Here is a 14,876-nt window from a genome sequence, read left to right as displayed (position 1 = left end):
TTGATGTCGGAGTGCTCAGGGAGTCGAGTCCAATATTGTCTGAACGTCTTCCACGGGTGCGCCAATCAGATTGGCAATGAATGACGCGCTCACGCCGCTCCTCTGCGCCAGAATTCGAATCTCACTTCGATCCGCTTCGCTGAACGCAGTCGTGGCCGGACGAGCCAGTGCTGCCGGGGAGGCGTCAATGGCTTCGTCCTGCGGCGCGAGGAGGGGCAGATCCCCCTCGTGCAACCGCTCAATCGCCGCGTAAGGTTGCTTGAGTTGCGCAGCCACGTCCTCGAGACTATCGCCTTCATTCATTGCACGAACTGCCTCGATTTCCTGCTCCGGCGAGAGCGGAGGAATCCATTCGTAATGGTCTATGGCACCTGGCGACATGGCAGAGGACGTGCCCGGTTGAGGCGACCGCGAGGGCGCTATGAAGCCACCCGCATATTCCTGCTCGACGAGCGCGATCGTGCTCTCGGGCAAGGCGGTTGCCTGGGCGAAATCGCCAGTCGACAAGCTGTAGTTCACGTTGCTGAGTATCCGCGCGATATCGTCGAGTTGCTCGGACGTGACAGAGTGCATGCTTTGCGTCTGAAATTCCTTCACAAGACTGCGGGCCTTCCATGGGGAGATGCCGAGTTTTCTGGCAACGTCTTCTTTGTCATAACCCTTTTCGAACATGTCCATTGCCGCATCCCGGTCTTTCGACGTGAAATGTAGGTCGTGTGTACTCTCGGGTCCGCCGTGCGTCAGGCGCCTCACATATTCCGGATGCATGTCCAGGGAGTCAGCCACCTCTTCAGGAGATTTGCCTTTGGCTAGAAGTTCGCTCGCCAGCGAATCCCTTGCCATCCGGTGCTCATTGGCCACCCCCCGTACCGTTTCAAGTGGAAGATTCAGGTCCCGGGCAACTACTCTGGACGTTTTGCCCTCGTCCAGTTGCTGGATCGCCGCTGTGCGGTTTTCCGGCGTCGTATCCCACCACGACCTTTTGTAGGTATTGGCGTTGTAATTCGCAAGAACGTCTCTGACCTTACCCTTCGATAACTTGACTGCACCGGCGATTTCGCCGGTGTTTTTCCCTTGGTCGTTCAGTGCGAATATCTGGTCGATCTGCTCGGGCGTAACGCCCTTCGGCAGCGGAGGAGCCAGGCCCGCCCGCCTGGCAATCAACGACACGTTCGATTGAGATGCACCGGTCTGCGCGACTATTTCCCGGCTCGTCATTCCCTCCTTGAGTCGCTCGATGATCTTCTCACGGTCTCCCGGTGACGTTTTCAGATTGCGCAGGGAGGCCGCGGCGGTAAGCGGGATATTCTGCTTCTTCGCGATATTGTTCACTGTAAAAAGGGAGATCCCCAATTCGCGTGCTATTTGTCTATGGGACAGCTCGCCCTTCTCTAATAGTTGAATGGCTTTCAGTCGAAGTTCCGGCGTGATTGCCCGTTGAGGAAACGCGCGTCTGGCTATTGACCTGATGCCGGCAACCGCAGCAATCCTGCTGACAGTCATTTCCGAAATTCCCAGTTGATTGGCTATCTGGACCTGTAACAACTGGCCTTCTCTCAGCAGCTTGATAACCTCTCGTCGCATTTCATCTGTGACAGGTACTTTAGGCTTGTAGACGGCCCGAACCCCGGTGATTTTCTCGTTATCCGCAAGTCTTCTCACTGTTGAATCAGATATTCCGAATCTCTTTGCTATCTGGCCGATCGATAACTCTTTTTCCTTCAACAGTCTGATGAGTTCCTGCCGGACTTCAGGGCTCATTTTTTTCCCCGGGGCTCCGCCCCTCAGTCCTACCTCACCATCAAGCTCCCATTGGTGCGATGTCTCATTCAGGCGAACGGGGTATTGCGGTTTCAAATCCGCTCCTTTGCTAAACACCCGCCAGCTTTCGGTGTCCCGGTCAAAGCGGACGTGATAGGCCGCTCCGCCCAGTTCGATATACCGGTCACCTTTGGCATCCACGAGGATCCCCGGGGTCGAGCCCGGACGGAGATCTTTCAACGAGACGCCAGGATCGGCATAGCTCGCCATTGATCCATAAGGGCTGTCCCCCACGCTCTGACGCGCAAGTAGGCTGATCGGATCCACCGCAGGACCCGCCTCGGCAACGGTCTGCTCCCGCAACGCTTTTTCCGCTGCCTGCGCGTCGCGACTCAAGGACTGTTCTGCCTGTCGCCCCTCGAGAATGCCCTCGCCCGCGGCCTGAACCAGACCTTTGCCTGCTGAGGCGCCTCCTTCTCCCGCCATATTGACCGCCTCGGCATCCCGCGCCGCTGCGGAAAGCGCTTTACCTGAAAGACCGATTTCTCGGGCGATCCCCCAGCCTTCTCCTCCCAGCAAGCCCAGCAACGCCGAACCGTAATCGAGCCCCATGCGGACATTGTCCGGCAGGGTGGAAGGCTGGAGATCCGCCAGCGGCGCTAAAGGCGTCAGTCCGAGAAGCACACGCTCGACGCCTTCCAGAACTTGCCCGGCCGTCTTTTCCGCGCGCGCCGCAGGTGTGATCGAATAGTCTTTATAAGTGACGTCCTTGAGGACGGCGTTGTACCGGTCGCTGAGATCGCGCACGTAGTCGGCGCTCACCGGCGGCAGGTCGCCGAGAATATCCGTATATCGTTTGGCCGCGCCGACTGAATGCGCATTGAGTGGGCCGCTGACCTGATCGTGCCAGATGTCCAGCGTGTCCCGCCATTGCGGCGAGTCGTGCATGCGCTGGGTAAAGGCCAGAACGACTTTATCCTTCAACTCGTCCTGGCCGGGGTTGATCTGAAAAAGTTGACGGCCAATCAGTTCGTAGCGCCTGGCGGGATCGGTCTGCGCCTGTGCTTCCTGCAGAATGCGGTCTACTTCGCCGTTGGCCTCTTTCCAACGGGCGTTTTCCACGCGCTGGCGTTTGCCGATTTCGACCGAGATTCGCCCCTGCAGTTTGCTTTTGAGGTCGCTGGCTTCGGCGAACAGGTCCTCCCGTTCGCCGGCGTCCGCAGCCCCGAGGAATGCTTCGCGCAATGTCGCAAGGTGGCCGACACGCTCCCTGTCTTCCTTGTTCAGATAAGCCTCGCCCATGGGCGGGTTGAATTGGCCCAGCACCCGCTCGACAGGATCGTTGCGAACCCGGCTGACTCCCTCACGAACGGCGTTCTCGAGGCCAGTCAATTTCTCATTGATCGCGTAGCGTTTGTCCTGATCGGTTTCAAGCTGATAGGCCACGCCCAACGTCGCAAGAACGCCACTATAGAATTGACGTTCGCTATCCGGCAGCTCGGCCAGCATCCCTTGCAGGTGCGTTTGTCTTTCCTGGAGCTGGATCACCTGAGGCGGATATCCGGTCATTTCCTGCTGGATACCGGCTTCAATTTTTTGCGCAATTCGGGAGTTCGCCTCGCTGCTGCGGTGAGCTTCGCCATCTAGCGTGTCGAAGTTCGTGTTGAGTGCCTTGAACTCCTCCAGACTCGCATTGGGCAACGCGCGACGGGTTGGCGTGGCCGGCTGCGGGTCGGCGGCCGCAGCGGGAAGCGTGCAGTTCAGGCCGTGGGGAACCCGTCCTGCCACGGCACCGGCGTGAGCGGATACAGCCCTCGGGGAACGGCTTTGACCCGATGGCACCTCCAGCGTGTCGCCTCTCCCCGTCGCGTGGCCCGATCGTGCGACATGCGCCGGGAGCGCCTCGCCGGATGTCTGGCGCGACGATAAAGCGGCTAACGTGGAAAACCGCGGCCGAGGGGCACGGGCTTCGCTCTGCTTCGCGGCCGCCAGCGCAGCTATCGGTCGCGCGAGAGTCGGATCCGGCGGCGCATGGTCTGCCGGCTTGGGCTTTTCAGTCTCTCTGTTCTGCCTGGAAAAATCGTCCCGGACGGGAGAAGTCCGACCGCTTGCTGGGGATATCGTCATTTTTCCAGACTCCGTATGAAGGAAAGAATGACAGCAAACATGGGAGAGGCGCCGTGCTGTCGGGCCCATTGCAGCATGGCCGAAGTCCGGAGATGTCGTACCTGGGTGTATCGACCCCGATGTCGGTCTTCGCGGACGGCTCCGGCTTGCGCGGCGGCAGCTGCCATGCCGCGAATGCCCGTCCGCGACAGTCCCGAGAGGCCAGCGGCCCGAGCACGACCCGAAAAAGGCCGAAGCCGCCGACGCACGCGCGAGCGGCGTCTCAGAACAGCAAAAATCCCTGGCCGCGGAGCGCCGCTTATAATCGAGCATTCTTTGCATTCACCAGCCGACCCGACACAATGAGCGAGACCCCGAGCGACACCACCTCCACGCTTGCCAAGAGCTTCGAGCCCCATACCATCGAAGCCCACTGGGGCCCTGAATGGGAAAAGCGCGCCTACGCGGCGCCCTCCTTCGAGCCGAACAAAAAGGATTTCTCGATCCAGCTGCCGCCGCCGAACGTCACGGGCACCCTCCACATGGGCCACGCGTTCAACCAGACGATCATGGACGGCCTCACCCGCTACCACCGCATGCTCGGCGAAAACACCCTGTGGGTGCCGGGCACGGACCACGCGGGTATCGCCACGCAGATCGTCGTCGAACGGCAACTGGACGCGCAAGGCGTCTCGCGCCACGACCTCGGCCGCGAAAAGTTCGTCGAACGCGTGTGGGAATGGAAGCAGCAATCCGGCTCGACCATCACGAACCAGGTGCGGCGTCTGGGCGCCTCGATCGACTGGACGCGCGAATACTTCACGATGGACGACAAGATGTCGGCCGCCGTGCGCGACGTGTTCGTCCGCCTGTATGAACAAGGCCTGATCTATCGCGGCAAGCGCCTCGTGAACTGGGACCCGGTGCTGCTCACCGCCGTCTCCGACCTCGAAGTGGTCAGCGAGGAAGAAAACGGCTCGCTCTGGCACATCCAGTACCCGCTCACGGACGGCTCGGGCCATCTGACGGTCGCCACCACGCGCCCGGAAACCATGCTCGGCGACACCGCCGTGATGGTCCACCCGGAAGACGAGCGCTACGCGCAGCTGATCGGCAAGACGGTCACGCTGCCGCTGTCGGGCCGCGAAGTGCCGATCATCGCGGATGATTATGTCGACCGCGAATTCGGCACCGGCGTCGTCAAAGTCACGCCCGCGCACGATTTCAACGACTACCAGGTCGGCCTGCGCCACAAGCTGCCGCAAATCGAAATCCTCACGCTCGACGCGAAGATCAACGACAACGCGCCGGAAAAATACCGCGGCCTCGACCGCTTCGAAGCCCGCAAGCAGGTGGTGGCCGACCTCGAAGCGCTCGGCGCGCTCGAATCGGTCAAGCCGCACAAGCTGATGGTGCCGCGCGGCGACCGCACGGGCGTCGTGATCGAGCCGATGCTGACGGACCAATGGTTCGTCGCCATGAGCAAGCCGGCGCCGGAAGGCACCTTCAATCCCGGCAAATCGATCGCGGAAACGGCGCTCGACGTGGTGCGCAGCGGCGAAATCAAATTCGTGCCGGAAAACTGGACCACCACTTACTACCAGTGGCTCGAAAACATTCAGGACTGGTGCATCTCGCGCCAGCTCTGGTGGGGCCACCAGATCCCGGCGTGGTACGGCGAAAACGGCGAAATCTTCGTGGCGAAGACCGAAGAAGACGCGCGCGCCAAGGCTGCGGCAGCCGGCTACACGGGCGCCCTCAAACGCGACGAAGACGTGCTCGACACGTGGTTCTCGTCTGCTCTGGTGCCGTTCTCGTCGCTCGGTTGGCCGAATGAAACGCAGGAACTCAAGCACTTCCTGCCGTCGTCGGTGCTGGTCACCGGCTTCGACATCATCTTTTTCTGGGTGGCGCGCATGGTCATGATGACCACGCACTTCACCGGCAAGGTGCCGTTCGACACGGTGTATGTGCACGGTCTCGTGCGCGACGCCGAAGGCCAGAAAATGTCGAAGAGCAAGGGCAATACGCTCGACCCGATCGATATCGTCGACGGTATCGACCTCGACGCGCTGGTCGCCAAGCGCACCACCGGCCTGATGAACCCGAAGCAGGCCGCGTCGATCGAAAAGAAGACCCGTAAGGAATTCCCCGACGGCATCCCGGCGTTCGGCACCGACGCGCTGCGCTTCACGATGGCCTCCATGGCCACCCTCGGGCGCAACGTCAACTTCGATCTCGCGCGCTGCGAAGGCTATCGCAACTTTTGCAACAAGCTGTGGAATGCCACCCGTTTCGTGCTGATGAACTGCGAAGGCCACGATTGCGGCTTCGGCAAGCCGGAACAATGCGGTGAATGCGGCCCGGACGGGCACCTGAATTTCTCGTCGGCCGACCGCTGGATCGTCTCGCGCCTGCAACGGGTGGAAGCGGAAATCGCCAAGGGTTTCGCCGACTATCGTTTTGACAATGTGGCCAACGCCCTATACAAGTTCGTATGGGACGAATACTGTGACTGGTATCTCGAACTCGCCAAGGTTCAGATCCAGACGGGTCAACCGAACCAGCAGCGCGCAACACGCCGCACGCTGCTGCGCGTGCTCGAGACGGTGCTGCGCCTCGCGCATCCGGTGATTCCGTTTATCACCGAGGCGCTGTGGCAAAAAGTGGCGCCGTTGGCCGGACGTTACCCCGAGGGCAAAGCCGAGGGCGAAGCGTCCATCATGGTGCAGCCTTACCCCGTTGCCGAACCGTCGAAGATCGATGAAGACGCCGAGCAGTGGGCGGCCGACCTGAAAGCAGTGATCGATGCGTGCCGGAATCTGCGCGGCGAAATGAATCTGTCGCCGGCGGTGAAGGTGCCGTTGCTCGCTACCGGCAACGCGGAGCGCTTGCGCACCTTTGCTCCGTACGCACAGGCACTGGCCCGTTTGTCGGAGGTGCAAATCATTGCCGACGAGGCAACGCTGGATGCGCAGGCAGATGGCGCGCCAATTGCTATCGTAGGGAATGACAAGCTCGTGCTGAAGGTGGAAATCGATGTGGCAGTCGAGCGCGAGCGGTTGTCGAAGGAGATTGCGCGGCTGAGCACGGAAATCGTCAAGTGCAACGGCAAATTGCAGAATGAGAGTTTCGTTGCAAAGGCGCCGCCGGCAGTCGTTGAGCAGGAGCAGAAAAGACTGGCAGAATTCGAAGCCACAGTGGGCAAGCTGAAAGCCCAATTGGCGCGCTTGCCGGTCTGATCGACGCTCCATGCCCGCCCCCTAAGAGGCGGGCAAGGACCGATAGCTAATCCAGAGGATTCAGGGTAATCACATGCTAAAAGTTACAAAGGCGGTTTTTCCGGTAGCAGGTCTTGGCACCCGGTTCCTCCCTGCCACGAAGGCGAGCCCGAAAGAGATGCTGCCGATCGTCGACAAGCCACTGATCCAGTACGCGGTCGAAGAGGCGATGGCGGCCGGCATCACCGAAATGATCTTCGTCACCGGCCGCAGCAAGCGCGCGATCGAGGACCATTTCGACAAGTCGTATGAGATCGAGGCCGAACTCGAGGCTCGCGGCAAGGACAAGCTGCTGGAGCTCGTGCGCAGCATCAAGCCGAGCCACGTGGATTGCTTCTACGTGCGTCAGCCGGAGGCGCTCGGCCTCGGCCACGCGGTGCTGTGCGCCGAGAAGCTGGTGGGCGACAACCCGTTTGCCGTGATTCTCGCGGACGACTTGCTGTACGGCACGCCGCCTGTCATGGCGCAGATGATCGAGGTGTTCGACCACTATCACAGCTCGGTGATCGGCGTGGAAGAGATCCCGGCGCAGGAAACCAAGTCGTACGGCATTGTCGACGGCAAGGAATGGGAAGATTCGATCATCAAGATGTCGGGCATCGTCGAGAAGCCGGAGCCGAACGTGGCGCCGTCGAATCTCGGCGTGGTGGGCCGCTACGTGCTCAAGCCGCGCATCTTCGAACATCTGCGTGCGTTGAAGCCGGGTGCAGGCGGCGAATTGCAGCTGACGGACGCAATTCAGTCGCTCCTCGCCGACGAACAGGTGCTGGCGTACAAGTATCACGGCACGCGTTTCGACTGCGGCAGCAAGCTGGGTTATCTGAAGGCGACGGTCGAATTCGCCTTGCGTCACCCGGAAGTGGCTGCGGATTTCGAAGAATATCTGCGCACGCGTTCGCCGGTGCTGGAAGGTTGAACGGCTTTCTTCCGGCAGGCTTTCGTTAGGCGTCGAAGCTAAGTAAAAAGGCGCTGTGCCCCGCTTTCGCGGGCACAGCGCCTTTTTTGTTTTCTGGGCGGCAGACTGGGCCGGCATGAACGCCGGTGCGCCGGTTTCAGCGGCGTTTCATCAGGAAAGTGAAAACCTTGTCCTGCGCCGAGCTTTCGACGATTTCATTGCCGGTTTGCTTCGCGAACGCGGCAAAATCGCGCTGCGAACCGGGATCGGTGGCCAGCACCTTGAGAATCTGGCCGCTTTCCATGTCGGCGAGCGCCTTCTTGGCGCGCAAAATGGGCAGCGGGCACATCAGCCCGCGCGCATCGACTTCCTTGTGAATCTGAATTTGCATCGACGATGACCTTCGGGGAGAGGGGCGTCGTGGGTGACGCCGGACGGAGGGTTGAATTCTACCGCAGGGGCAGTGGGGGTGCCGGAGGGGCGCGGTTTTGGTTGTTGTTCTTTTAGGGTTTTGGCCTTTTTCTTGAGTTCGCGGTGCTCTATGCGTTGCCCCTGTGCGGGGCGGCATCTGCTTGTTCTCGCCGGGGTTTTGGCCTTTCCTTGATTTGTTGGTGGTGTATTAGCGTTGCCCCTGTGCGGGGCGGCACCTCCTTTCTTTGCCGCGGCAAAGAAAGGAGGCAAAGAAAGCCGCTTTGAACCGCCAGCCCATAAGCGGGTCCCCCGCACAGTTGCAGTAGTGGTGCATCTGGAATCGGTGTCCTCGCACATTCGGCTTCAGTGACAAGGGCGTCATCCCTCCCACCTCGCGCTCCGCGCTCGTCGGAACGGTCCACCTTTGAACCAGCAGTTGTGTCTGCGCTACCGCGGCCATCGGCTACGCCTCGGCGATGCTTTGACGGGGCAGTGGTTTTGGAGGTCCTGGCGTGGGCGACGCGGCATCGCAAGCTGCTGCCGCTCGCGTCAGAGCCCAACTCGGCAACCCAGTCCCGCTGCCAAGCCCAAACACACTTGGTTAGTTGAACGACCACAACGGCGCGCGCAGCGCCGCCGGAAGAATGACTGCTTTGTCACGAAGGCCGAATGTGCAAGGACACCGATTCCAGATGCACCACTACTGCAACTGTGCGGGGGACCCGCTTATGGGCTGGCGGTTCAAAGCGGCTTTCTTTGCCTACTTTCTTTGCCGCGGCAAAGAAAGTAGGTGCCGCCCCGCACAGGGGCAACGCTAATACACCACCAACAAATCAAGGAAAGGCCAACACCCCAAAAACCCTACAACCCAACCGCCTCCCCGCTGCCTAACGACTCCCTCAACGCCACCCCAATCCGCGTAGCCTCCAAAGCATCGGCAAGCGAAGCCCCGGCCTGCGCAGCCGCAGAACCAGCCCCACCCCGCACGGCAGCGACAAACGCCCGCGCCTCCAACAAAAACGCATCCTCGAACCGATCAAAAAAATTCGCCGTACATTCGTTCCGGATCCCGGTGGCGTCATAAATCTCGACGCGATTCGCACGCGGATTATGGCCGATAGCCAGCGCCCCACCAGTACCAATCACTTCGCTATGCGTATCATTTCCATGCGCCTGCGTCCGTGACGCATAAAACATGGCCAGCTTGCCGTTTTCGAACTCGCAGATCGCCACACCATTATCGACATCGCCGAATTCCTGCAGCCCTTCATGCATCGCGGCAACACCCGCCGCAAACACGCGTTTGGCCCGCGGCCTGCCCAATAACCACCGGGCCACATCGATATCGTGCACCGTGCAATCTAAAAAGATGCCGCCAGACGTCGCCGCAAAGCGCACAAAAAAACCGTCGCTATCGTTCTGATCGGCTGTCTGCGAGCGCACCAGAAACGGCCGGCCGATCTTGCCCGCTTCGATCTTGTCGAACGCGTCCTTATAGCTCGGATCGAAGCGCCGCATGAAGCCGATCGTCGCCTGCAAATGCGGATAGCGCGCCGACTCGGCCAGCACCCGCTCGCACTCCGCCAGATCCAGCGACAAAGGCTTCTCGCAAAACACATGTTTGCCCGCACGCAACGCATCGACGATCTGCTGCGCGTGCAACGAAGACGGCGTCACCAGCCAAACGGCATCCACCTCCCGATCGGCGAGCAACTCCGCGTAATCGTCGTACAGCCGCGGCGCGGGCAACGCTTCACGCGCCCACGCCCGCTCCTCTTCCACAGGACTACAAGCCGCCACGACCGACGCGCCCGGCACGCGATACGCCAGATTTTCCGCATGCCGCTTGCCGAGACGCCCGAGTCCGACCACGCCCACCCGAAGCCGTGCCGCGGCCGCCGTCATCACAACGCCTCGCCCAGTTTGACCACGCGGCCCTCGCGCCACGAACGGCTCGCGGCCTCGGCGAGTTCGAGCGCTTTCAGGCCGTCCGCCACCGCGGTGCGCACCGGCTTGCCGTGCGTCACGGCATCGAAGAAATGCGCGATTTCATGCGCGTAAGCGGCACGATAACGTTCTAGGAAAAACGCTTCGGGCACATCGCTCGACACCTCGGTTTTCGAGTACGCCGTGACTTCCGTGGGCCGCACGTTGCCCGCCTGCAGCATGCCGGCGCTGCCCAGCACCTCGAAGCGCTGGTCATAGCCGTACGCGGCGCGGCGCGCGGTGTTGATCTGGCACAGGCGGCCGCGCTTCGTGCGGATCGTCACAGCGGTCGAATCGATATCGCCCGCATCGGCGATCGCCGGGTCGCTCAGACAACTGCCGGTGGCATGCAGCGTGTCGGCCTCGTCGTCGAGAATCCAGCGGAAAATGTCGAAGTCGTGAATCAGCATGTCCTTGAAGATGCCGCCCGAATGCCGGATGTACTCGACCGGCGGCGCACCCGGATCGCGGCTCGTCACCACCAGCATTTCCGGCGTGCCAATTTCGCCGGCGTCCAGACGTGCCTTCAGCGCCGAGAAGGTCGGGTCGAAGCGGCGCTGAAAACCGATCATGCATACCACGCCCGCGCGCTCGACCGCGTCCGCGCAAGCCTGCGCACGCGCCAGCGTCAGATCGACCGGCTTCTCGCAGAACACGTGCTTCTTCTGCGCGGCGGATTGCATGATCAGATCCGCATGCGTGTCCGTGCTCGAACAGATCACGGTCGCACCAACGGACGCATCACCCATCGCGCCGTCGATATCCGCGACCTGCGCGCCGTGCTCGGCGGCGAGCGCGGCGGCCGCCTCACGATTCACGTCGACCACATACTTGAGCCGCACGCCCGGCTGCCGCGCGAGATTCGCCGCGTGAATCTTGCCGATGCGCCCCGCGCCGAATATGGCCACGTCGATCGTCTTTGCCCCATCAGTCATCGTATCCTCCGGTGTCTTTGGATTCTTCAACATTCAATTCGAGCTTGTACGCAAGCGCGATGAACAACGCCTGGCACAAGCAGATCGTGCTGGTCAGCGAGCGGAACGCGAACGCGCTGCCCTCTTTTACATACAATTGCGTGGTGGCGTAACGTGCGAGCGGAGATAGTTGGCTATCCGTAATAACGAGCGTCTTGGCCTGGTGATGATGCGCAACACGCAAGCAATACTGCGTTTCCTTTCCGTAGGGCGCAAAACTGATCGCAATCACCACGTCGCCTTTTTTCACGCTGCGAATCTGTTCGCGGTACATGCCGCCGAAACCGGACACCAGATGCACGCGTTTGGGCGTGTGCTGCAACGCATAAACGATATAGCTCGCCACCGGAAACGAACGCCGCACGCCGATCACGTAAATGTTGTCGGCCTGCTGCAGCATCTTCACCGCGGCGTCGAACTGCTTGTCGTCGAGCCCTGCTTCGAGTTCTTCGAGACCGCCGCGCGAGGCCGCGATGAATTCACGCGCCACTGAGCCGCCGGACAGCGCGCCCGGCTTTTCGTCGATCAGCTTGCGAATCCGCTGCTGATAACTCGGCGACGAACTGCCCTGTCCGGTGTAAGCCTGCCGAAATACCGCCTGCAGATCAGAGAATCCGGAAAAGCCGAAGCGCTGCGCAAAACGCACCACGGCGGACGGATGCACGCCGCAACTCGCGGCGATGTCGCTGGTACGGTCCACCATCACGCTCGAACGGTGCTGCTCGATATAGGTCGCGACATTCTTCAACTGACGCGGCAACGCGTCGTAGTTTTCCGCGATGCGCTGCATCAATTCTTCGACGCTTGGCAATTCTTCAGTGCTCTCTTCCGCCATGGCTCTCTCTCGGGTGCTTTATTGCAGTGCGGCAGCCGCTCGTCACGCCCGCCACACGGCCTCCTGACGCTGCCGATTATAGGCAGCCGCCGAATCAAATGGAACGTATTTTCCATTTTTATTTGTAATGAAATTTTCATTGCAACACCTCGGAAGATGACCTAATCTTGGTCGTGAGCGATGGTGCTTTGGTGGACACACCCGGGCCGTATGCGGATGAAAAGCCGCCCGCCAGACGCTCCCTTCAAAAACGACATACCGAGAAAGGTGGAGACAATGAGACTTTGCAAGGGCAAGGCTACGCTCAGGATTCTGGTGACGGCATTGACGTTGGCGACGGGATTCGGCGCGGCCTCGGCCGCCCGCGCGGCTGACGCACACTTCGTGCTGATCAGCCACGCGCCGGATTCGGATTCGTGGTGGAACACCATCAAGAACGCCATCAAACAGGCCGACGAGGACTTCAACGTCGAGACCGACTATCGCAATCCGCCGAACGGCGACATTGCCGATATGGCGCGTCTGGTCGAGCAGGCCGCCGCGCGCAACTACGACGGCGTGATCGTCACCATCGCCGACTTCGACGTGCTGAAGAGCTCGATCAACAAAGTCACCGCGAAAAAGATTCCGCTTGTCACGATCAATTCCGGCACGGAGGAACAGAGCGCGCAACTCGGCGCGATCATGCACGTGGGCCAGCCCGAATATGTGGCAGGCAAAGCCGCCGGTGAGAAAGCCAAGGCAGCAGGCGTGAAGTCGTTCCTGTGCGTGAATCACCTCGCCACCAACACCGTGTCGTTCGACCGTTGCCGCGGTTTTGCCGAAGCGATCGGCGTCGATTACAAGTCGTCCACCATCGACTCCGGCCAGGACCCGACCGAAATTCAATCGAAGGTCAGCGCGTATCTGCGTAATCACCCGAACACCGGTGCAATCCTGACGCTCGGACCGACCCCGGCTTCGGCCACACTGAAAGCGGTCACGCAAATGGGTCTGGCGGGCAAGATCTACTTCTGCACGTTCGACTTCTCCGACGACATCGCCAAAGCGATCCAGAACGGCACGATCCAGTTCGCGATCGACCAGCAGCCGTACCTGCAAGGTTATATCCCCGTGGCCGTGCTGGCGATCGTGAAGAAAGAGCACACCACCGATCCCGCGAAGATCCGCAAGATTCTCGAGGCGAATCCGAAGTTCAAGGAACGGCTTGCCACCTACGGTCTCGCGCCGTCCTACGGCCCGAAGAATATCCGTTCGGGCCCGGGCTTCATCACCAAGGAAAACCTCCACAAGGTCATCAAGTACGCAGGGCAGTACCGCTGATTCTTTTCTCTAGTTAGTCACGCGCACGGCGGGCACCGTTTCGATACCGGACGGGCCGCCCGCCGCCACCGCGCATTTCACCGGCTGTCGTTCTCGCAATTCATCCCCGCGCGAGGCAGGCACAACCGGGTTCCAAGGAGACATCATGGGTGTAGCCGGCAAACACTTCCCACCGCACGTCAAGACGACTACTGAGGCAGCCCCGCCGCTGCCCGATTCGGATGAACGGCTGCGCAAGGAATCCAGGTTCGGCCATGTGCTGAACCGCCCCGAATTCGCCGCGATTTCCGGCGCGGTACTGGTGTTTCTCGTTTTCGCGCTGACGGCCGGCAACTCCGGCATGTTCAATCTCGACGGCGTGATGAACTGGTCGCAGGTGTCCGCGTATCTGGGCATTCTCGCCGTGGGCGCGTGTCTGTTGATGATCGCCGGCGAGTTCGATCTGTCGATCGGTTCGATGATCGGTTTCGCCGGCATGATGGTCGCGATTCCGTCTGTCTATTTTCACTGGCCGATTTCCCTCGCCATTCTGTTCGCGTTTGCCGGTTCCATGCTGCTCGGCGCGCTGAACGGCTATCTGGTCATGCGTACGCGCCTGCCCTCGTTCATCGTCACGCTCGCGTTCCTGTTTATCTTGCGCGGCCTCACGCTCGCGCTGTCGATCATGTTCGCGGACCGCACCATCGTCTCCGGCGTCGGCGATCTCGCGCAACAGGATTGGCTTGCGAACACGCTGTTTCACGGCGTCGCGCTGAACGGTCTCTTCACGATGCTCGCGCATCACGGCATCGGCACGCTGCTCGATAACGGCCACGCGCTCGTGCCGGGCATTCCGAAGGTGATTCTGTGGTGGCTCGGACTCGCCGCGGTCTGCGCGTTCGTGCTGGCGAAAACACGCGCCGGCAACTGGATTCTCGCGGTAGGCGGCGACGCCAACGCCGCCAAGAACGTCGGCGTGCCGGTGCGTCGCGTGAAGATTTCGCTGTTCGTGTTGACCGCGTTCTGCTCGTGCCTGTTCGCGGTGCTGCAGGTGTGCGATATCGGCTCGGCTGCCGCCGACCGGGGCTTGCAGAAGGAGTTCGAAGCGATCATCGCCGCGGTGATCGGCGGCACGTTGCTGACGGGCGGCTACGGATCGGTGGTCGGCGCGTGTTTCGGCGCGTTGATCTTTGGCGTGGTGCAGATCGGCATTACCTACACGAACGTCAGTTCCGACTGGTTCCGCGTGTTCCTCGGCGTGATGCTGCTGATCGCCGTGCTGTTCAATCACTATGTGCGCCGCCGCGTCTCGCAGGCGTAACGAG

Annotated in this window: 9 protein-coding genes; 4 read left to right on the top strand and 5 right to left on the bottom strand. The window is 61.0% G+C overall.

Annotated features, from left to right (window positions below):
* Positions 1-15: 15 nt before the first annotated feature.
* A complete protein-coding gene (locus P0D68_RS24020) occupies positions 16-3,888 on the bottom strand; it encodes an ArsR family transcriptional regulator (RefSeq protein ID WP_408300396.1) in 3,873 nt (1,290 codons plus the stop codon).
* A 341-nt stretch (positions 3,889-4,229) separates the two neighbouring features.
* On the opposite strand from P0D68_RS24020, the gene P0D68_RS24015 reads away from it, so the two are divergent.
* Positions 4,230-7,109, top strand: a complete 2,880-nt coding sequence (locus P0D68_RS24015; RefSeq protein ID WP_408300394.1) for a valine--tRNA ligase — start codon at positions 4,230-4,232, stop codon at positions 7,107-7,109.
* Between the two features lie 73 nt (positions 7,110-7,182).
* The gene (galU, locus tag P0D68_RS24010; RefSeq protein ID WP_091792656.1) at positions 7,183-8,064 is read left to right on the top strand and encodes a UTP--glucose-1-phosphate uridylyltransferase GalU; all 882 of its coding nucleotides are present in this window, start codon (positions 7,183-7,185) and stop codon (positions 8,062-8,064) included.
* A gap of 136 nt (positions 8,065-8,200) precedes the next feature.
* Here the strand turns inward: galU and P0D68_RS24005 are convergent, their stop codons facing one another.
* From P0D68_RS24005 to P0D68_RS23990, 4 genes are all read right to left on the bottom strand, one after another.
* Entirely contained in the window at positions 8,201-8,428 is a 228-nt protein-coding gene (locus P0D68_RS24005) for a sulfurtransferase TusA family protein (RefSeq protein WP_041746333.1), read from the bottom strand.
* Between the two features lie 887 nt (positions 8,429-9,315).
* Positions 9,316-10,359, bottom strand: a complete 1,044-nt coding sequence (locus P0D68_RS24000) for a Gfo/Idh/MocA family oxidoreductase (RefSeq protein ID WP_408300391.1) — start codon at positions 10,357-10,359, stop codon at positions 9,316-9,318.
* Positions 10,359-11,375, bottom strand: coding sequence for an inositol 2-dehydrogenase (gene iolG, locus P0D68_RS23995; RefSeq protein WP_408300389.1), 1,017 nt, complete (start codon positions 11,373-11,375; stop codon positions 10,359-10,361). Before iolG ends, P0D68_RS24000 begins: the two co-directional genes overlap by 1 nt.
* Complete coding sequence (locus P0D68_RS23990; RefSeq protein WP_007181073.1) at positions 11,368-12,249, bottom strand: MurR/RpiR family transcriptional regulator; 882 nt, start codon at positions 12,247-12,249, stop codon at positions 11,368-11,370. The genes iolG and P0D68_RS23990 overlap by 8 nt, the downstream gene beginning before the upstream one ends.
* A 276-nt stretch (positions 12,250-12,525) precedes the next feature.
* On the opposite strand from P0D68_RS23990, the gene P0D68_RS23985 reads away from it, so the two are divergent.
* Both P0D68_RS23985 and P0D68_RS23980 read left to right on the top strand, forming a co-directional pair.
* Positions 12,526-13,572, top strand: a complete 1,047-nt coding sequence (locus P0D68_RS23985; protein ID WP_408300387.1) for a sugar ABC transporter substrate-binding protein — start codon at positions 12,526-12,528, stop codon at positions 13,570-13,572.
* 145 nt (positions 13,573-13,717) lie between these two features.
* Positions 13,718-14,872 carry an ABC transporter permease gene (locus P0D68_RS23980; RefSeq protein ID WP_408186642.1) on the top strand — a complete coding sequence of 385 codons (1,155 nt, stop codon included), beginning with the start codon at positions 13,718-13,720 and terminating at the stop codon, positions 14,870-14,872.
* Positions 14,873-14,876: the final 4 nt, after the last annotated feature.

It is taken from the genome of Paraburkholderia sp. RL17-380-BIE-A, from assembly GCF_046028085.1.
Lineage (GTDB): Bacteria > Pseudomonadota > Gammaproteobacteria > Burkholderiales > Burkholderiaceae > Paraburkholderia.
This window is presented reverse-complemented; position numbering and strand designations above follow the sequence as displayed.

Coding starts and splice junctions, on each gene's coding strand:
- P0D68_RS24015 (WP_408300394.1), top strand. CDS start 4,230: ATGAGCGAGACCCCGAGCGACACCACCTCCACGCTTGCCAAGAGCTTC.
- P0D68_RS24020 (WP_408300396.1), bottom strand. CDS start 3,888: ATGACGATATCCCCAGCAAGCGGTCGGACTTCTCCCGTCCGGGACGAT.
- P0D68_RS23985 (WP_408300387.1), top strand. CDS start 12,526: ATGAGACTTTGCAAGGGCAAGGCTACGCTCAGGATTCTGGTGACGGCA.
- P0D68_RS23990 (WP_007181073.1), bottom strand. CDS start 12,249: ATGGCGGAAGAGAGCACTGAAGAATTGCCAAGCGTCGAAGAATTGATG.
- galU (WP_091792656.1), top strand. CDS start 7,183: ATGCTAAAAGTTACAAAGGCGGTTTTTCCGGTAGCAGGTCTTGGCACC.
- iolG (WP_408300389.1), bottom strand. CDS start 11,375: ATGACTGATGGGGCAAAGACGATCGACGTGGCCATATTCGGCGCGGGG.
- P0D68_RS24000 (WP_408300391.1), bottom strand. CDS start 10,359: ATGACGGCGGCCGCGGCACGGCTTCGGGTGGGCGTGGTCGGACTCGGG.
- P0D68_RS23980 (WP_408186642.1), top strand. CDS start 13,718: ATGGGTGTAGCCGGCAAACACTTCCCACCGCACGTCAAGACGACTACT.